The 18,569-nt window shown below is 66.4% G+C and carries 16 protein-coding genes; 8 read left to right on the top strand and 8 right to left on the bottom strand.

Features of this window, described 5'->3' with window-relative positions; all coding sequences use genetic code 11:
• Nucleotides 1-14: 14 nt before the first annotated feature.
• Entirely contained in the window at nucleotides 15-2,420 is a 2,406-nt protein-coding gene (locus ACP696_RS17985; protein WP_426044121.1) for a TonB-dependent siderophore receptor, read from the top strand.
• Entirely contained in the window at nucleotides 2,420-3,691 is a 1,272-nt protein-coding gene (locus ACP696_RS17980; RefSeq protein WP_426044120.1) for a CynX/NimT family MFS transporter, read from the top strand. Before ACP696_RS17985 ends, ACP696_RS17980 begins: the two co-directional genes overlap by 1 nt.
• A 63-nt stretch (nucleotides 3,692-3,754) precedes the next feature.
• Here the strand turns inward: ACP696_RS17980 and ACP696_RS17975 are convergent, their stop codons facing one another.
• Together ACP696_RS17975 and ACP696_RS17970 are read right to left on the bottom strand one after the other, a co-directional pair.
• Entirely contained in the window at nucleotides 3,755-4,471 is a 717-nt protein-coding gene (locus ACP696_RS17975) for a TorF family putative porin (protein ID WP_426014818.1), read from the bottom strand.
• A 256-nt stretch (nucleotides 4,472-4,727) separates the two neighbouring features.
• Entirely contained in the window at nucleotides 4,728-5,552 is an 825-nt protein-coding gene (locus tag ACP696_RS17970) for an SDR family NAD(P)-dependent oxidoreductase (RefSeq protein WP_426014817.1), read from the bottom strand.
• Nucleotides 5,553-5,621: 69 nt separating this feature from the next.
• Here ACP696_RS17970 and queF point away from each other — a divergent pair, with 69 nt between their 5' ends.
• Entirely contained in the window at nucleotides 5,622-6,077 is a 456-nt protein-coding gene (gene queF, locus ACP696_RS17965; RefSeq protein WP_426014815.1) for a preQ(1) synthase, read from the top strand.
• A gap of 67 nt (nucleotides 6,078-6,144) precedes the next feature.
• Here the strand turns inward: queF and ACP696_RS17960 are convergent, their stop codons facing one another.
• Both ACP696_RS17960 and ACP696_RS17955 read right to left on the bottom strand, forming a co-directional pair.
• A complete protein-coding gene (locus ACP696_RS17960) occupies nucleotides 6,145-8,958 on the bottom strand; it encodes a Plug domain-containing protein (RefSeq protein ID WP_426014813.1) in 2,814 nt (937 codons plus the stop codon).
• 203 nt (nucleotides 8,959-9,161) lie between these two features.
• Entirely contained in the window at nucleotides 9,162-9,779 is a 618-nt protein-coding gene (locus tag ACP696_RS17955; protein WP_426014812.1) for a nitroreductase family protein, read from the bottom strand.
• 73 nt (nucleotides 9,780-9,852) lie between these two features.
• Here ACP696_RS17955 and ACP696_RS17950 point away from each other — a divergent pair, with 73 nt between their 5' ends.
• The gene (locus ACP696_RS17950) at nucleotides 9,853-10,461 is read left to right on the top strand and encodes an NUDIX domain-containing protein (RefSeq protein ID WP_426014810.1); all 609 of its coding nucleotides are present in this window, start codon (nucleotides 9,853-9,855) and stop codon (nucleotides 10,459-10,461) included.
• 84 nt (nucleotides 10,462-10,545) lie between these two features.
• Entirely contained in the window at nucleotides 10,546-11,376 is an 831-nt protein-coding gene (cysE, locus tag ACP696_RS17945) for a serine O-acetyltransferase (RefSeq protein WP_426014809.1), read from the top strand.
• A 185-nt stretch (nucleotides 11,377-11,561) separates the two neighbouring features.
• On the opposite strand, the gene ACP696_RS17940 is transcribed toward cysE, so the two are convergent.
• Nucleotides 11,562-12,536: a hypothetical protein gene (locus ACP696_RS17940; protein WP_426014806.1), complete on the bottom strand. Its 975-nt coding sequence runs from the start codon at nucleotides 12,534-12,536 to the stop codon at nucleotides 11,562-11,564.
• A gap of 184 nt (nucleotides 12,537-12,720) precedes the next feature.
• Here ACP696_RS17940 and ACP696_RS17935 point away from each other — a divergent pair, with 184 nt between their 5' ends.
• Complete coding sequence (locus ACP696_RS17935) at nucleotides 12,721-13,269, top strand: PAS domain-containing protein (RefSeq protein ID WP_426014804.1); 549 nt, start codon at nucleotides 12,721-12,723, stop codon at nucleotides 13,267-13,269.
• A gap of 114 nt (nucleotides 13,270-13,383) precedes the next feature.
• Here ACP696_RS17935 and ACP696_RS17930 read toward each other — a convergent pair whose 3' ends face one another.
• From ACP696_RS17930 to ACP696_RS17920, 3 genes are all read right to left on the bottom strand, one after another.
• Entirely contained in the window at nucleotides 13,384-14,325 is a 942-nt protein-coding gene (locus tag ACP696_RS17930) for an aldo/keto reductase (protein ID WP_426044119.1), read from the bottom strand.
• A gap of 58 nt (nucleotides 14,326-14,383) precedes the next feature.
• Nucleotides 14,384-16,048: a choline dehydrogenase gene (locus tag ACP696_RS17925; protein ID WP_426014800.1), complete on the bottom strand. Its 1,665-nt coding sequence runs from the start codon at nucleotides 16,046-16,048 to the stop codon at nucleotides 14,384-14,386.
• Nucleotides 16,049-16,286: 238 nt separating this feature from the next.
• Nucleotides 16,287-16,817, bottom strand: coding sequence for a gamma carbonic anhydrase family protein (locus tag ACP696_RS17920; protein WP_426044118.1), 531 nt, complete (start codon nucleotides 16,815-16,817; stop codon nucleotides 16,287-16,289).
• 316 nt (nucleotides 16,818-17,133) lie between these two features.
• On the opposite strand from ACP696_RS17920, the gene ACP696_RS17915 reads away from it, so the two are divergent.
• Entirely contained in the window at nucleotides 17,134-17,916 is a 783-nt protein-coding gene (locus ACP696_RS17915) for a PhoH family protein (RefSeq protein WP_426014796.1), read from the top strand.
• A 193-nt stretch (nucleotides 17,917-18,109) separates the two neighbouring features.
• A complete protein-coding gene (locus tag ACP696_RS17910; protein ID WP_426044117.1) occupies nucleotides 18,110-18,448 on the top strand; it encodes a hypothetical protein in 339 nt (112 codons plus the stop codon).
• The last annotated feature ends 121 nt before the right edge of the window (nucleotides 18,449-18,569 follow it).

Raw genomic sequence — 18,569 nt, 5'->3', positions numbered from 1 at the left:
GTGGAGCCCACTCGATGCCAAGCCGCGTTCGCCTGTTCGTTACCGCCATGTCCATGGGCCTGATGACGGCGAGCCTGGGCAAGGCCCAGGACGCGAGCCCCCAGAACGCCGTCGATGAGGTGCTGGTCCTGGCCCGCGACAGGGCAGGCCTGCTGGAAAAGCAGCCCAGCACCACCGTTTTCGGCCTTGAAAAGCCGTTGCTGGAAACGCCTCGCTCGGCCAGCTTCGTCAGCGACACCATGCTCCAGCGGTTCGGCGTCGAGACGCTGGACGGCCTGACCGCCGTCTCGCCCGGGACCTACACCGCCAGCTTCTATGGCGTGCCCGGCGCGCTCAATATTCGCGGCACCTTGGCCGAGAACTATTTCCGCGGCTTCAAGCGGGTGGAGAACCGCGGGACCTATGCCACCCCGATCGGTGGCGCGGCGCAGATCGAGATCATGCGCGGCCCGCCCACGCCGCTCTACGGCGCGGGCAAGGTTGGCGGCATGCTGAACTTCATCCCCAAGTCGGCGCGTGACGAGGGCCGGTTCCTGACCGATCCCAGGGGCGAGCTCACGGCCACTGTTGGAGCCTACGACAAGAAGAACCTCACGGGCCAGATCGCCCTGCCGGTCAAGCTGGGCGCGGCCGATGGCGGGGTCTACGCCTATGGCGAGGTCGACGATTCAAAAAGCTTCTACCGGGGACTGCATCCCAAGCGGCAGTTGGCCGAGGTGTCGGCCGACTTCGACTTGGGCGGCGGGTGGAGCACGGCGTTCGGCGGCATGGTCTATCATTCGACCGGCGACGTGCAGACGCCCGGCTGGAACCGCCTGACCCAGGACCTGATCGACCACCAGACCTATGTCACCGGCCGCGACACCACCTTGGTCGACGCTGACGGCAACGGCCGGCTAACCCCGGGCGAGGTGGGCTTCTATCCGTTCGGCAGCGCGCTCTACATCGCTTATGGCGCCGTCCCCAAGAGTGACCCCAACCATACTCTGGACACAGGGGTGGGCACGACCAAGCTGTCGCCGCGCACCGTGCACATCAGCCCCGCAGACTTCTCCACGACCCGCACCAACACCCTCTATCTCGATCTGGCCAAGCGGTTCGACGACGGCGGCGTGCTGAAGCTGCAGCTGTTCTATGACGACCAGGAGAACAGGCGCTTTGTCTCGTACGGCTACCCGGCCTGGTTCGACAGCGCGGTGTGGGAGGCGCGGGCCAGCTACGCGTTCGAGCGCGACTTCGGAGCGGTGAGCACCCAGTCGATCGTCGGCGCCAGCTATCGCCGGTTCGAAGGACGGCGGCGCGAGAGCTTCAACAGCGGCATGATCGCCATCGACCGCCGCGACATCGCCTTCGGCGCGACGCCCACCGACATCATCGACAGCCCCTTCAGCACCGAACCGGCGGACGTCCAGGGCCTTCAATGGGAGAATGACAACAGCAGCACGTGGCGCCAGGCGGGCCTGTTCTTCACCAGCGACGTCAAGCTGGATCACCTGACCCTGACCCTGGGCGGCCGCTATGACGACTATGACGTCGCAGCCAACGATACCGGCTTCCTGCCCTTCACCGTGCCTGGCCGCCAGACCGACAGCCGAGGCAAGGCGACCTACAGCGCCAGCCTGACCTATCAGACTCCCATCGGCCTGATGCCCTATGTCAGCTACGCCAAGGCCTCGGCCCTGGAGGTCAGCCAGGCTGGAGACCTCGCCCCGGGCCTGGTCGCCGATGGGTCGTGGTTGTCGAGCGGCGACCTGGCCGAGGCTGGGGTGAAGGTCCAACTTCTGCACGGAACCCTGGTCGGTTCCCTGGCCGGCTATCGCCAAAACCGCACCCAGCTGTCGGGCCTGACGCCGATCGTCCAGAGCACACGGGCCAAGGGCGTCGAGGTGGAGGTGCGATGGCTGGCCTCAAACCATCTCAGCTTCACGGCGACCGGCAACGCCCAGCACACGACGGTCGAGGGACCCGACACCTCGTTCCAATATATTCCGGCCTATACGGCGGGCGTGCCCGGGGCGCAGGCCTATGGCGGCTCCTACGTGATCTGGTCGTTCGGCGGGCCAAGTGGCTTGCCGGGCCGGGCAGGGGACTATGACTACAGCCTGATCCCAAACTCGGTGGTCAGCCTCTACGCCGCCTATACCAGCGACGTTCACGACTGGGGCTCGGCAGGCGCCACCCTGGGCGTCACCCACGTGAGCAAGACCTCCGGCACGGTGCAGGACGCGGTGACCTATCCCGCCTACGCCGTTGTGAACGCCTCGGCCTATCTGTCGCATGGGCCCTACACGGCCGAACTCAATGTCGAGAACCTCTTCGACACGCTCTATTTCACCCCCGACGCCGACACCTATGCCAATCTTGGAGCCCTGCCCGGCAAGGGGCGGGAATGGCGCGTGACCTTGAAGCGGACGTTCTGATGACCGAGCTCACCTTCTCGCGGCTCTCCTCCCACTTCCGTCCCTGGCTGCTGGTCGCGGCGTTTAGCCTGCTGCTGTTCCTGATTACCGCGGCCACCTATTCGTCGCTGGGGATCGTCATCCCGGCCATGGTCCAGGAGCTGGGCTGGAGCTGGGAGCTGGCCTTCGCGGGCTTCTCGATCCTGGGCGTGTTCACGGGTCTGTCGTCCTGGCTGCCTGCCCTGCTGATCCGCAGGATCGGGGTGCGGGGAACGGTGCTGGCCGGCGTGGCGGTGATGGCCGGAGGCCTGGCCTGCCTGGCGAGGGTCCATGCCCTGCCGATCTATTTCCTCGGGACGGCGCTGTGTGGGATCGGCTTCCAGATGGCCGCCCTGATTCCCGGCACTCACGTGCTGTCGGCGATCTTCAAGCAGCGGGCCCTGCCGTTCGGGATCTACTTCACCTTCGGCGCCCTGGGCGGGGTGGCCGGGCCGCTGATGGTGGTCGCCATCCTGCGCGCGACCCATGACGACTGGCGGCTCTACTGGGCTCTGCAGGCGGCGCTGGTCGGGGTGGTCGGGCTGGTCTGCGCCGTCGCCGTGGGAGGGCCCCGCTGGCTGGAGCAAGCCGGCGCGGCGCTGGACACGGTGCTGGACGCCGAGGCCAGGGCCGGGACCCTTCCGGGCAAGGTCTACCACACCGGCCACGAATGGAGCGTCCGCGACGCCGTGCGCACGCCCCAGTTCCTGGTGCTGCTGGCGGCCTATTTCAGCCATTTGCTGGCCGGGATCACCGCCGCCAGCCTGACCCAGGCCCACCTCACAGGGCTGGGCGTGGCGGGGGGCGTGGCGGCGGGCATGCTGAGTCTTGAGGGCCTGATGCAGGTCGGCGCGCGGCTGGGCGGCGGGACCATTGGCGACCGGGTCGACCCGAAGTGGCTGCTGGTGTTCGCCCAGGGTCTGCTGGTGGTCGGCCTGCTCGCCCTGTCCCGAGCCGCGACGCCGCCGCTGCTGCTGCTCTATGCGGTGGGCGTCGGGGTGGGGTTTGGCCTGACCGTCCTGGCCGTCAGCCTGTTGCTGCTCAACTATTTTGGTCGGCGCAACAATGTCGAGCTGTTCTCCCTGACGTGCCTGGTGGGTGCGCTGTCGGCGGCAGGACCGGTGATCGGCGGCCATATGCGCGACCGTCTGGGAACCTTCGCCCCGACCTTCCAGCTATTCGCGGCGGTGACGGCGGTGGTGTTCGTGGCGGCGCTGTTCATGCGGCCGCCCAAGGGAATGCCCCAGGCCTGACGCATGAAAAAGGCCGCCTCGACTAGGTCGAGGCGGCCTCGTTCGTCAGGCTTGAAGCGTGGTTTAGAACGCGGCCTTCAAGGCGACGGTCAGGGCCGAGCCGTACAGGCTCTTGCCGAAGTCGTGGCTGTCGGTGTCCGAATAACGGATGTCGGCGGTCAGGTGATCGGTGATCGCGGCCGAGACGCCCAGGTTCCAGGTGACGTAGTTGTTGTCGACGCCCGAGAAGTATCCCTTGGCGTCAACCGTCTGGTAGCCCAGGGCGCCGCTGAGGGTCAGCTTTTCGCCGATCGGGGCGGAGCCGTTGGCTTCGACGTAGTAGGATTCGCCGCCCTTAGACGGGAATTCCGGCGAGTAGTAGAAGGCGGCGCCGAGGGTTGCGGGACCGGCGGCGATCGAGGCCGCGGCCTTGGTTTCGATGTAGCTGTACGAACCCGGGATGCCGTTCTTGTCCTTGCTATAGCCGTAGTAGATCACGCCGAGGTCCAGGCTGACTGGGCCGACCACCGGCTTCACGCCAGCATAGACATCGATTTCCGCGTCCGGGTTCGGCGTGCCGAAATCGACGTTCGAGGCCCAGACGCCAGCGTAGCCAATGCCGTAGGTGGCGTCGACGCCGCCAAAGACTTGGCCCTTGTTGTTGGTGTTGCTGATGCCGCGGAAGATGTAATCGCTGGCCACGCCGACGTTGGCGGACAGCTTCAGCTCTTCGGCCATGGCGGCGCCGCTCATGGCGACGGAGGCGGCGGCGGCGACCAGCGCGATTTTCAGAAATTTCATGTGTTCTATCCCCTTATCTGTTTTGCCGTACGAAGGGTTTTTTGGAGCCTTCGTCGTTCTTCGACGCCTGCAAGCGTATTTGAGCACAACGAGAGTTGTTGTCGGCAGCGCCCTTGTTGCAATCACGCTGTCTAAAGCGCCAGCACAAACGATGCGCATGGTGCAAAGTTTGGGCGCAGTGTGACGCTTTTGCTTCAGAAACGCCTTCGGGCGCCACAGTGTCGGGAATTTGTTTGTTTGCGCTTTACCTGCGGCATTAACGCATCGCTAGGCTCGCGCCGCCCAGGTGCAGGCCGGCGTCGACCAGCAGGGTTTCGCCGGTGACATGGCGCGAGGCGGGCGAGGCCAGGAACACCGCGGCGCCCGCGATGTCCTCGGCGGTCGACGCTACTTTCAAAGGCGTGGCGGCCGCAGATCGCTCTCGCAGCCGATCGACTCGGTCGTCGTCCATGACCTTTCCAAACCATGGCGTGTCGATGAAGCCAGGGCAGATCGCATTGACCCGGATGCGGGGCGCCAGCGCCCGAGCCAGCGACAGGGTCATGGTCGTCAGCGCGCCCTTGGAGGCGGCATAGGGCACCGAGGATCCGTTGCCGACCACGCCGGCGATCGAGGCCGTGTTGACCACCGCGCCCGGCTGCGGCGCGGCCTCCAGCAACGAGCGAGCCGCGCGCACCATCTGGAAGGCGCCCACCACGTTGACGGCGTAGAGATTCAGGAAGTCCTCGGCGTTCACCGCGTCGAGGTCGGCGTGGTTGGGCGCGAACTTGGTGATCCCGGCGTTGTTGAACAGGGCGTCGATGCGGCCCGTTCTGGCCGCCGCCTCGGCGATCTTGCGACAGTCGGTGTCCTGCGCCACGTCACCTTGAACCAGCACGGCCCTGCCGCCCTCAGCCGTGATCAGCCGCGCGGTCTCCTCGGCTTCCTGCGCACTACGGGCGAAATTGACGACGACCAAGGCCGCGCCGCGTCGCGCCGTTTCGACCGCGATGGCCCGGCCCAGGCCCGTGGAGGCGCCGGTCACCACCACCGTGAAACCGTCGAAATCGCGTCCGCTCATGGCTCGTCCTCTTCCCAACACCTGTTTGGCTCAGTGATAGCGACAGCGCGCGCGCTTGTCTCGCGCGGGCGTCGGGCCTAAATGCCGGCCATGACCGAACTTCATGTGACCCAGCTTGGCCAAGTGGTCGAGCCCGCCGCCAGCCCTGATCAGGCCGTCCTCGAGCGCGTACCCAATCCGCAGAACGACGTGACCTATCTGGCGCGTTTCGTGGTTCCGGAATTCACCTCACTATGTCCGGTGACCGGCCAGCCCGACTTCGCCCATCTGGTGATCGACTATGCGCCGGGTGACTGGTTGATCGAGAGCAAGTCGCTGAAGCTGTATCTGACCAGCTTCCGAAATCACGGGTCGTTCCACGAGGACTGTACGGTCAAGATCGGCCGCAAGATCGTCGAGATCGCCGCTCCGCGCTGGTTGCGCATCGGAGGCTACTGGTATCCGCGCGGCGGCATCCCCATCGACGTGTTCTGGCAGACGGGCCCGGCGCCGGAAGGCCTGTGGCTGCCCGACCAAGGCGTGGCGCCCTATCGCGGCCGGGGCTGATCGCACCGCCTGAATTGACGAAAGAGGGGCGCGTCCGGCTGGACGCGCCCCTCTTGTTGTTTCTGGCCTAACGCGCCGGCGGCGGGACGAGCGGCGGGCTCGACTGTCCCGGCTGCTGCGGCGGGCGCTGCGGTCCGAACAGCTTGCGGACGCTGATCCTGACCGTGCGGCCCAGTGGATCGCGGAAATCGTCCTGATAGGCCTGCGGCGTGAAGCCCAGGGCGTCGCGCACGCTCTGGCGGGTGTCGAACAGGTTCTGGGCCTGCAGTTGCACCCGCGTGCCCCGCAGCCACGGATGGGCCCGCAGCAGCTGGGGCTGCGACGACAGATCGGCGAACAGGTTGAGGCTGAAATTGGCCTGGTCGGAGAAGTATAGGTCCTGGTTGGCGGTCGCGCCGTTCAGGCGATAGCCGCTGCGCCAGCTGCCGTTCAGAAACGCGCCCATGCCGTTCTGGAAATAGCCGACCTGCAGCTGCACCTCGTGCTCGGGCCCTGAGCCCGACCCCCCGTTCAGGCGGTCGATGATCGGCAGGCCATCACGGATCTCGATCTCGTCCTTCAGTTTCCAGGTGTGGTAGAGCGAGACCTGCAGTCGGCCCTGGCCCGGACGCCCGCCGAAACGCCCGCTGCCGCCTCCGCCGCCGGGACCCCCAAAGGCGCCGCCCCCTGGGATGCGTCCGCCGCCGCCTTCCCCGCCGCCTGGAGGAGGCCCGCCGGCTCCGCCCAACGGCCCGCCGACGTTTGGCCGCGGCTTGCCGAAGGGCCGCGACAGGTTGAAGCCCCAGCGCAGGTCTCCGCGCTCGGAGCGGGCATAATTCACCGGCCGGGCATCGACCGCGATCAGCTTGCCGCTGGCGTCGCGGATCACGCGCTCAGGGAAGGCCGACCCTATGTCGGCGGTGATCGATGGGAAGTTGTTGATCGAGTCCTCGATCTTTGTGGCCGTGTAGTTGACGCTCACCGTCAGTTGGGTCTTGGCCGTCTTCTTCAGCGGCTTGAGGTTCACGCCCAGCTTCAACACCTGGCGGTTGTCGGCGTCGAGATTGGGATTGCCGCCTTCGATGCGGGTCGCCAGCACGGTCTGGCCGGTGCTGAAGTCGTAGATCGAGACGTTGGCGGTCGACAGGATCGGGTCGTTCAGCTGTGAGGCGGTCGGTGCGCCGTGCTCGTTGGTGTAGCTGACGATGAAGCTGATCGGATCGAACGGGGTCCAATTCGTGCCCGCGCCTAGCGTCGACAGGCCGCCGAAGTCCGACAACTGCTCATATTGAACATTGAGATTGGCCGACAGGCTGCCCAGCATGGGCAGGACGTCGCGCAGGCGATCGGCGATCGGCAGGGTCAGGCTGGCCTGCACATTGCCGGTGGTGCGCGAGATGTCGCGCTGCACCGCGACGCCGCCGAGGGTGCTGCGCGAATCCAGGGTCTGGGTGTCCGCCCCGACCTTGAAGGTGGTCTGCATGCCGCCCGCTGGAAGCTGCAGCAAATTGCCGATCAACACGCCTTCGGCATTGGCGGTGTTGGAGGTCGAGCGCGCCGTGTCGGGCGAGACCCGCGACAGCAGCTGATAGGGGATGTTGCCGAACGGATTGAGGTTGGGGTCGTTGGCCGCGACGCCGGCCGCGAACAGCGCCGCGTCCACGCCGCGGCCGTTCTGGGTCTCGCTGGTCGAATAGCCGTAGCCGGCGGTGGTGCTCCAGCGCCAGTCCTTGAGCCGGCCATTGGCCGCCGCGCCCAACGTCGCCTTCTGGGTGTCGACCTTGCGGGTCAGGGAGACGTAGTCGTCGACGAACCGGTAGAGCTGAACGGTCTCGGTGAAGGGCGAGTAGGGGTTGTCGCCCGGCGCCAGCACCCGGATGCCCGGCAGGCCCAGATAGCTGAGCGTGCTGGAATCGTCGAAGCCGCCCGTGAACGTCACCAGCGACGTCTTGCCCAGCGGCCGGGTCAGGGAGCCGCTCAGCGACGCCGTGGTGCTTCGGGGCGACAGGGTGCGCCAGGCGGTCAGGTCGTCGGTGGCGGGAAAGCCGGCCTTGGCGGCGAAATCGGCCACGCTGGGCGCGCCGGCGGCGGCCAAGGCAGGGACCTGGGCGACGGTGATCGGCCCGCCGACCAGGGCGGTCAAAGCCGGATCGATGGGCTGGCGCACGACGGTGACGGCGCCTGTCACCGGATCCACGACCTGGCGGTCGAGGCCGGTGATGTTGCCGGTTAAGTCATACGGCGAACCCGACGGCGCGCGTACGATGTCGCGCTCGGTCTCGAACAGCGGGGTGTCGTGGGTGAGCTTGCCGTTGAACAGCCAGCGCTGGTCGCCCTGAACGCGGAAGAACGTGCTCTGGACGTCGGTGCTGGTGCGGCCGCCCGCCGTCGGAAGCTTCACGCCGCCTTCGTTGGTAATGGCGCGGAAACGCCGGCGCAGCACAATGTTCACCACCCGCTGGTCGGCGCGGTAGCCATAGGTCAGCGACACTTCCTCGGGCAGGATCTCGAAGCGCTCGATGGCTTCGGGCGGAATGTCGCGGACCTCCTGGAAGCCCGAGATGCGCCGGCCGTTGATCAAAGTGATGGGTTGGCCGTCGCCGCGGCCCTGGCTGGTGCGCAGCTGAGGCTCCAGCGCCGCGAACAGTTCCGAGATGCTCCCCGCGCCATAGGCGCGGATCTGCGCCGGATTGAGCACCAGCTCCGGCTGGATCTTGCCCTCGACCTGGCCGCGCTTCTCGGCGGTGACCTGGACGGCCTCGACCTCGTACTCATCGGGATCGGCCGGCGCGGCGCGCGGGGGCGCGGTCTGCGCGGTGGGCGCGCCCTTGGGCGCGGGCGCGGGGTCTTGCGCGGCGTCCAGCGCGGCCGCCAGGCCCAGTATCATCAAGGAAAGTGTCATGAGCCCCGTCGGCCGGAATTGGAGGGTCGGCGATAAAACGCGCTGTCGTCTTCAAGCCTGGCCATAAGCCAAGGCTGTGTCGGACGGCAACTCAAGCGCGTTTAAAATCCCTTCAATGCAGAACTGTTACGCCAAAGTGTCTGAGTTGACGCATGGCCGCGCAGAGGGCCGCCCGTTGGGTGGGCCGTCGCCGGCTTTTCGCCTCAGTCGGCCGTCCAGTGGGTGGTGATCCTCGCGACGTCAGGTCGCGCGCGCTCCTGTGGCGGCTCGGTGACGGTGCCAAGATAAAGGTAGCCCGCCACCAACTCGCCCTGGCCAAGGCCGAGAATGTCGCGAGCCTCGGGATCGTAAGAGTACCAGTCGGTAATCCAGTTGGCGCCCCAGCCCAGGGCCTCGGCGGCCAACAGCATCTGATGACAGACGGCCGAGGCGCTCTGGCGCTGCTCCCATTCGGCGATGTCGCCAGGGATGTATCGCGAGACTACCGCCACGGCGACGGGCGGCCGGGTCAGCTTGCGCAGGGCGGCGTTGGCCTTGACCGGATTGGCCTGGCGGCCGGCCAAGGCGGTGATCTTGGCCGCGAAGGCGTCCTTGGCCTCGCCGCTCAGGATCACGAACCGCCAGGGCGCCAGCTTGCCGTGGTCGGGCACTCGCGCGGCCAGGCGCAGCAGGTCCATCAACTGGGCGCTATCGGGGCCGGGCGCGGCCAGGGTCATGGCCGAGGCCGAGCGGCGCTTGGCGAGGAAGCCCACCACGCCCGGATTGGCCTCGATCGGCAGCACGGCGCCAAATTGCGGCGCGGGGGGAACGGAACCAACCAAGACGGTCTCCACGATGCGTTATAGGTGGCACACCTATGGCCGAGCCCCGGCCACCACAAGTCGCGAGACCCCGATGGCCGACAAACCGTCCTGGCTGAAAACGCACGGCGAGCCGTGGGGCGTAAGCAGCCAGCAGATCGTCTATGACAATCCGTGGCTCACCCTGACCGAATATCAGGCCGTCGCCCCCACCGGGCGGCCGGCGCTGTACGGCAAGGTGTCGTTCAAGAACCGGGCGATCGGGATCGTGCCGCTGCACGCCGACGGCACAGTCACCCTGGTGGGCCAGAACCGCTTCCCGCGCGCCAACTACAGTTGGGAGATCCCCGAGGGCGGCGCGCCGCTGGACGAGAATCCGCTGGACGGCGCCAAGCGCGAACTGGCCGAGGAGGTGGGGCTGGTGGCGGCCGACTGGCGGCTCATCCTGTCGCTGGAACTGTCCAACTCGATCACCGACGAGCACGGCTTTGGCTATCTCGCCATGGATCTGAGTCTCACGGCCGCCGCGCCGGACGAGACCGAGGATCTGGCCGTCGCCCGCGTGCCTTTCCCCGAAGCCCTCGATGCTGCGGTCGCGGGACACATGCCGGACGCCTTGACGGTGGCTTTACTGCTTCGCGTGCACCATATGGCGGTGAAGGGCGAACTTCCCGCCAAGCTGACGCAGCTTGTCTTGGGCTAGCGACGTTCTTACAAGGACGGCGTGCGGACTAGAGCATTTCCTAAACAGATGCTCTAAAAGCCATGAGGCAAAAGGGAGATCCCGGTGGCCAAGCATCTTGAAGTCGTCGGGCACGACACGGCGCCCCCCGTCTGGGCGGCGTTGCGCAACCAAGCCGAACACGCCGCCAAGGCCGAGCCGGCCCTGGCCTCGCTGCTCAACGCGGTGATCCTCAGCCACGACAACCTGGCCGACGCCCTGACCTTCCAACTGGCGCGCAAGCTTGGCGATCAGGAGATGCGGGCCATGACCGCCCGCGAATTCGCCGCCGAGGCGTTCCACAGTGACCCGGCGCTGGTGACGGCCGCCGAGGCCGACCTCGTCGCCGTGTTCGAGCGCGACCCGGCCTGCAAGGGTTATGTCCAGCCTTTCCTGTTCTTCAAGGGCTTCCTGGCCCTCCAGACCCACCGCGTGTCGCACTGGCTGTGGAGCGAGGGGCGCGAGACCCTGGCCTTCTATCTGCAGAGCCGGGCCAGCGAGGTCTTTCAGGTCGATATCAATCCCGCCGCCCGCATCGGCCAGGGCGTGTTCATCGACCACGGCACTGGCATCGTCATCGGCGAGACCGCAGTGGTCGGCGACGACGTCTCGATGCTGCACGGGGTGACCCTGGGCGGCACCGGCGCCGACCGCGGCGACCGCCACCCCAAGATCGGCAAGGGCGTGCTGCTGGGCGCGGGAGCCAAGGTGCTGGGCAACATCACAATCGGCGACTACGCCAAGATCGCCTCGGGTTCGGTGGTGCTCAAGCCCGTGCCGCCGCACTGCACGGCCGCCGGCGTCCCGGCCCGCATCGTCAACTGCCCGACCTGCGAAGAGCCAGCCCGGACGATGGATCACACCCTGGCCGACATGGTCTACGACTACGTGATCTAGAGGTCGCGCCAAAGCCAAAGAGAAAGGGCCGCTCCTACGGGAGCGGCCCTTTTTGTTTTCCAATGTGCGCGGGCGAGCGCCTAGAGCATTTTTCGAGCGAAGTGGTTCCGGTTCGCGTGAAGAAAAATGCGTCAAAACAGAAAGATTAGAGCTCACGGCATGACGCAGTCAGGTCGGGAAATGCTCTAATAGACCACTCCGCCGACGCCGCCATCGAGGCTGAGGCTCAAGCCCTGGCTCGACTGTTCGCGCACGGTTTCTTCGCGGTAGGCGGTGTATTTCTCGGTGGTCAGGATGGTCAGCACCTTCACCCCGGCGCCGTAGCGGCGCAACAGCGAGCGCTCGTTGCAGTCGCGGGCCGGGCGTTGCGGACGGCAGCTCATGGCGCCCCCACGGCCATCGGGGCCGCCGGCCAGGCCGGAGCCGCCACCAGCGCCGCCGCCGCCGTAATAGAGCGCTTCGCTCTTGCCGCAGACAAAGGTCTCGCCGCCGAAATTGCTCTGGCTGAAGCCTTCATAGGCCCCGATCACGTACTGCATGCGCGAGCCGGCGATACAGCGGTAAAGCTCGCCCTCATAGCCGCTGTCGATGTCGCGATCAGGGGTGACCTGCGAGGCGGGGTGGGGGATGTCCTTGTCGTCCAGGCAGACGGCGCGGATGACCACGCGCTTGAACTTGGTGCGGGTGGCCTCATACGAGGCGCGACGACGGGCTTCGCCGCCTTCGACATTCAATCCCTGGATGTAGCCGGTGGAGACCGGGCCAGAATAGTAGCCGCCGTGCGTGCCGCCGCCGTAATAGACGGTCGAGCCGGCCGAGGCCCCGGCGCTAGCGCCGGCGCCAGAGCCGGCGTTCGAGGTGGACGTGGCGCTGCTGGTCGCCGAGGCGTTGGCGTTGACCACCACCGAGCCGCTGACGTGGATATTGACGCCCGGCACATATACATTGTGCCCGTTATTGCCGCAGGTGTTGCAGTTCGAGGGCGGGGTGGGCGGACGTGGCGGGGCCGGCGGCGGGGCGCAGCAAGGCGGCGGCGGCGGCGCACAGCCGCCGCACTGAGCGGAGGCGGGGCCGCTGAGCAAGAGCGCTCCCAAGCCGCCGGCAAGTCCAGCGGCCAGGCTGATCCACAGCTTGGGCAAGGTCATTTTCGGCGCCCGCATAGGCCTCTTCCCTTCACAACTCATCAGCGTCGTGCACGGCCATTAGCCATGCAAGAACCACGCCATGGTCGTCATTCCATCGGCAAACTGTCCCAGGACGATACGGTCCGGGGGCTGGCCCGATTTTCCTTGCAAGCCCGATGCGGTCGAAAAGGACCGCGAGCGAGCCGCGAGGGGAACGACGATGTTCCATCCAAGCACGGAACGATTGATAGACTATTGGCGTAGCAAGGCCGTTAACGAGGCCGTGCCGACCCGCGCCAGCGTACATCCCGGTGATTTCCTCGATCTGCTGCCACAGGTGTTTATCTTGGGCCGCGACGGCAAAGGTCGTTTTCCGGTGCGGCTGGCGGGGGGCTTCGTCACCGACCTGCACGCCCGCGACCTGCGCGGCGAGGACGCTCTGGGCTTCTGGGCTCTGTCACATCGGTTGGAAATCAAGTCAGCCTTGGAGGTCGCGCGCCGTCGGGGCGAGCCGATGGTGGTCACAGCGGACATCCGGGCTGTCGGGGTTCCGTCGGTCGGGATGGAGGTTCTGTTCGCGCCGATGACCGGGGTCGACGGCCAGGTCGACCGGTTTCTGGGACTTTACCAGCCCATCGCCATGATCCAGCGCTTGATGGGCCGGCCTGCCTCGGAGCTGGGCGTGCGCGAAATTCGCAGCCTCGGTCCAGCCAATGAGGAAGCGCCGCGTTTGCGGCTGGCGACGCTGCACGGGCGTCGGATCGCCTGACGACATTCAACAGAGCTTTTCCGTCCGGGGGGGCGGAAAGGACGACGCGAGACAGGGGACGCGTCGGACGGTGGGGAGGGGGCGCCAGGGGGCGACCTCTCCTCATCAGGGTTTCTAGGCCCCCGCCGGGTTCAACCCCTCAATCACCTCTGCCGGCAGCACCAGCCGCGCCGCGCCCATCAGTTCGGTCAGTTGCTCCACGCTGGTGGCGCTGGCGATCGGGGCGGTGATCGACGGGTGGGCCATGATCCAGGCCAGGGCGACCTGAGCCTGGGAGGCGCCCACCGTCTTGGCGGCCTGGTCGAGGGCGGCAAGCACGCGCTGGCCCTTGTCGTTGAGGTATTGCCTGACCGTCCGCCCCCGCGCCTTGCCTTCGAGATCGGCCTCGCTGCGGTATTTTCCAGTCAGGAATCCGGCGGCTAGGCCGTAATAGGGGATAACGCCAATCCCTTCCTGGCCAGTCAGAGCCTCCAGCGCGCCCTGGACCTCGCTGCGGTCATAGAGGTTGAACTTCGGCTGGATGGTCTCGTAGCGCGCCACGCCTTGGTCGGCCGAGACCTTCAACGACTGCGCCAGGCGCTCGGGCGTGAAGTTCGAGGCGCCGATGGCCCGGACCTTGCCGGCCTGGATCAGCCGGTCGTAGGCCTCCAACGTCTCGTCGATCGGCGTGGCCTGATCGTCCTGATGCGATTGGTAGAGGTCGATATGGTCGGTCTGCAGGCGCGTCAGCGAACCCTCGACTGCCGAGACGATATTGGCCGCAGACAGGCCCGGCTGGGCTGGCCACATGGCCACCTTGGTTAGGATCAGCACGTCGTCGCGCTTGCTCCGGCCCTTCAGCCAGCGACCGATCACGCTTTCGGACTCGCCGCCCGGGTGGCCGGGGACCCAGGCCGAATAGACATCGGCGGTGTCGACCGCGTTGAAGCCGCCGTCGATGAAGGCGTCCAGCAGGCGGTGCGAGGTCGCCTCGTCCGCCGTCCAACCGAAGACATTGCCGCCGAACACCAGCGGCGCGATGGACAGGCCGGAGCGGCCGAGGGGGCGGTGGTTCATGGGGCGGGGTCCTTCGCTTGGATTGGCTGAGAGAAGCAAAGAGCGCGGCCCGACGCGCCTAGGCCGCCACCGCCCGCCCATCCTCGAACACCGGCACGTCCACCGGCGCCGCCAGGGCCTTGCCGCGCAGCAAGTCCGACGCCCGCTCGGCGATCATGATGGTAGGGGCGTTGGTGTTGCCGCCGATCAGGGTCGGCATGACCGAGGCGTCGATGACCCGCAGGCCGGCGATCCCTTGCACCCGCAGCTGATCATCGACCACGGCCAGCGGATCGCCCGCCGCGCCCATCCGGCAGGTGCCGACAGGATGGTAGATGGTCTCGGACTTGGCGCGGATCCAGGCGTCGAGGTCGGCGTCGGTCTTGATGTCTGCGCCCGGCGAATACTCGCTTTCGCGATAGGGGTCGAAAGCCGCCTGAGCGACCACGTCGCGGGCGATCCTGACGCCCTCGCGGATGGCCCGGCGGTCTTCCTCGGTCGCCAGGTAATTGCCCAGGATGGTCGGATCGTCGAACGGGTCGGCCGAGCGCAGGCCCACCTTGCCTCGGCTTTCCGGGCGCAGCTGGCAGACGTGCAGGGTGAAGCCGTCCTTCTCGACCTGGGTCTTGCCGTGGTCTTGCATGATGGCCAGCACGCCGTGGATTTGAAGGTCGGGCCGGTCCAGGTCGGGCCGCGACTTCAGGAAGGCGCCGCTCTCCAGGAACTGCTGACGGCCCAGTCCCTTGCCCAGCAGCATGTAGGACAGGCCGGTGCCCAGCTTCCTCAAGCCCTTGTTGGCCGAATAGGCGGTGGTCAGGTTCTTTGTGGTCCAGGACAGGCAGACGTCCAGATGGTCCTGCAGGTTGGCGCCGACCCCCTTGCTCTCCTGGACGACCGCGATCCCGTGGGCCTTGAGGTCCTCCGGATCGCCGATGCCCGACAGTTGCAGGATGTGCGGCGACTGCACGGCGCCGGCGCTGAGCAGCACCTCGGCTTCGGCATGGGCCGTGACCTTATCGCCGCTGGCTCCGACGACATATTCCACCCCGATCGCCCGACCCTTCTCGACCAAAATCCGCGTCGTGCGGGCCTCGGTCACGCAGGTCAGGTTTGGACGGGTCATGACCGGGGTCAGATAGGCGGCCGCCGCGCTCCAGCGTTGGCCGTCGCGGATGGTCAGGTCGTAGGGGCCGAAACCCTCCTGCCGGTAGCCGTTGAAGTCCTTGGTCACCGCATGGCCCGCCTGGCGACCGGCCTCGACCAGGGCGGTGTAGAACGGGCTCTTGGACTCGCCGCGCGACACGTGCAGGGGACCGGCCTCGCCATGATAGGCGTCGCCGCCGCCGTGGTGGGTTTCGCTTCGCTTGAAATAGGGCAGGACCTCGGCATAGGACCAGCCGGCCAGGCCCATCTGCCGCCACTGGTCATAGTCGCGCGCATGGCCGCGAATATAGACCATGCCGTTGATCGCCGAGCTGCCGCCCAGGCCCTTACCGCGGGGCCACCACAGCTTGCGGTCATTAAGGTGTGGCTCTTCCTCGGTCCAGAAGCCCCAGTTCTGGTCGCCCTTGGCCTTGATCAGCTCACCCACCCCGGCCGGCATCTTGACCAGGAGCGATGTGTTCTTGCCGCCGGCTTCCAGCAACAGGACCTTGATATTGGGGTCTTCCGTCAACCGCGCGGCCAGGACGCAGCCGGCCGAGCCGGCGCCGATGATGACGTAGTCGTAGCGCGTGCTGGTCATGGCCCGACATCGCCTCCCTGGTTTGTTATCGTTGTTAAGCCAGAGAGTGATCCGGGTTTTGGCGGCGGGCAAGAGGGTTTGGCGGGTGTCGTAGCGGCATCATGTCCTCCTCCTGTGGGGGAGGTGTCGGCGAAGCCGACGGAGGGGGGAATGATCGGCAGACTGCCGTACCCTCGATTCGCAACCCTAAAACTCCCCCACCGATCGCTTTGCGATCGCCTCCACACAGGGGGAGGATTTAGGCCACCACCCTCAACCCCGCGCGATACCGCTTCCAATTCTCCACATAGTGCAGCGCCGAGGCCTGCAGGATCATCGCCTGATGCTCGGAGACCTCGCGCGCCACCTTGCCGGGCGCGCCCATCACGACAGCGTTGTCCGGGATCTCCTTGCCTTCGGTGATCAGGGCGCCGGCCCCGATCAGGCAGTTCCTGCCGATCCTGGCGCCGTTGAGGATGATCGAGCCGATGCCGATCAGCGAGCCATCGCCGATCGTGCAGCCGTGCAACATCACCATGTGGCCGATGGTCACATTGGCGCCGATGGTCAGCGGAGCGCCGCTGTCGGTATGCAGTACTGAGCCGTCTTGAACATTGCTGTTCTTACCGATCGTGATCGGATCATTGTCGCCGCGAACTATTGCCCCCCACCAGACGCTCGAATTCCTGTGCAGGATGACGTTTCCCATCACGGCGGCATTGGGCGCGATCCAATATTCGCCTTCCGGGGGAAGCTGGGGAACTGCGGCGCCCAAGGAATAGACAGTCATCCGTACACCCCGTGTTTTAAAAGCGAGCAAGGCCTTAACGGCTCGTAAACCATGTGAGCCCCATTGTATTTGTGCGATTCGAAGGGGAACACTCCTACATCGGGAATCATTCTTCTTCGTAACCGGTCGTGGTTCGATCATCGACCATGGCATCCCGACGACGGAGACCTTGAGTGTCGGTTTTGGGGTTTGGGCGTACAGATCCGCCTTCGGGGCCCAGCTCCGAACCGTCCGGCCGCGCTCGCGCCTCCGTCTATCTCCTCCCCATCTGCCCTAAGGACGACGCCATTCGGCTTCGTCCTTTTTTCATGCCTGAATGGAGGCTTTCATGACCAAGCGAGCTCTCAAGCGGACCGTGCGCGAAGGCGCTAACGACGCTGGCCACTACGATGACGGCAAGGTGCGCCGCCTGCCGGTGGAGCATCGCGGCGGCTGGTCGCCCTTGAGCGGCCCAGATCAGGAGGAGCGCGACCAAAGTTATCTCAAAACGATCAAACCCAAATCGCCGGGCCAAGCCAGCCTGATGGAGGCGATCGATGACAAGAATTTGATCATGGCCCTCGGTCCGGCCGGCACCGGCAAGACCTATATCGCCATCGCCAAGGCCGTCGAAGCGCTGGAAGCCGGCAAGGTCGGCCGCATCGTGCTGTCGCGCCCCGCCGTTGAGGCCGGCGAGTCGCTGGGCTACTTGCCGGGCGACATGGAAGAGAAGCTGGCACCCTATCTGCGCCCGCTCTACGACGCCATGAGCGACAGGCTTTCGGTCAAGCGGATGCGGTCGCTGATGGCCGAGGGGGCGATCGAGATCGCGCCAGTCGGCTTCATGCGCGGCCGTACCCTGAACAACGCCTTCGTGGTGATCGACGAGGCCCAGAACTGCACCTACATGCAGCTGAAGATGCTGCTGACCCGCCTAGGCTGGAACTCGACCATGGTGGTGACGGGCGACCCGAACCAGTCCGACCTGTTGCCCGGCATCTCCGGCCTGGGCGACGTGGCCGAGAAGTTCGAGGCGCTCGAGAACATCGCGGTGGTCCGTCTGGCCGACCGCGACATCGTCCGCCACCCGCTGGTCGCGGAGATGCTAGGCGTTCTCTGACCATTCGACACGGCTAGGAGCGGGTCCCGTAATACGGGCCCGCTCTTTTTGCCTCACCTCTACGAATCCGCGAGGATTTCGGTTGCGGTCGCCCTTGGCGAGTTACATGCTGCTAGAGGTTGAGGCGGCGTTCGGAGCTGGGATCGCCGCCGTGATCAGATGCCGGTTTTGAACACTTGGATGGAGATCCCAGATGACCTTCTCGAGAACCGCCGCGATCGCTGCCGCCATGGTCGCTGTCGGCGGGCCCGCCATGGCTCAGCAGACCCCGGCCCCACGGCCCATTCCCATTGTCGTGCCGCAGAGCGGCGTGGGCAATATGAGCGAGTTCTACTTTGAGAACGAGCGGCGGACGGCCATCGCCAGGGCCCACGCCGGCAAGGTGCAATGGGAGCGAGCGACGCAGGTCGCCGGCCTGATCAACGCCAACCGCTGCAAGGACGCCTACCTGCTGGCCGCCGGCGAGAACGACCAAGTGCTGGCAAAGCGGGTCTACGAGGTTTGCACCGCTACGCCGTCGCCCTTGGATTAGTCGGTCCCAAAACCGGGGATCGAGATCCGCTCGCGTCGCCGGCCTTCCGGGACATTCACGCAAGGGAGACATCGGCGATGAGAGCGGCGAGAATCGCGCTGACCAAAGCGGCTACGCTCAG

Origin of the sequence: Caulobacter sp. DWR3-1-2 (genome assembly GCF_049896225.1) — a bacterium.
Taxonomy (GTDB): Bacteria; Pseudomonadota; Alphaproteobacteria; order Caulobacterales; family Caulobacteraceae; genus Caulobacter.
This window is presented reverse-complemented; position numbering and strand designations above follow the sequence as displayed.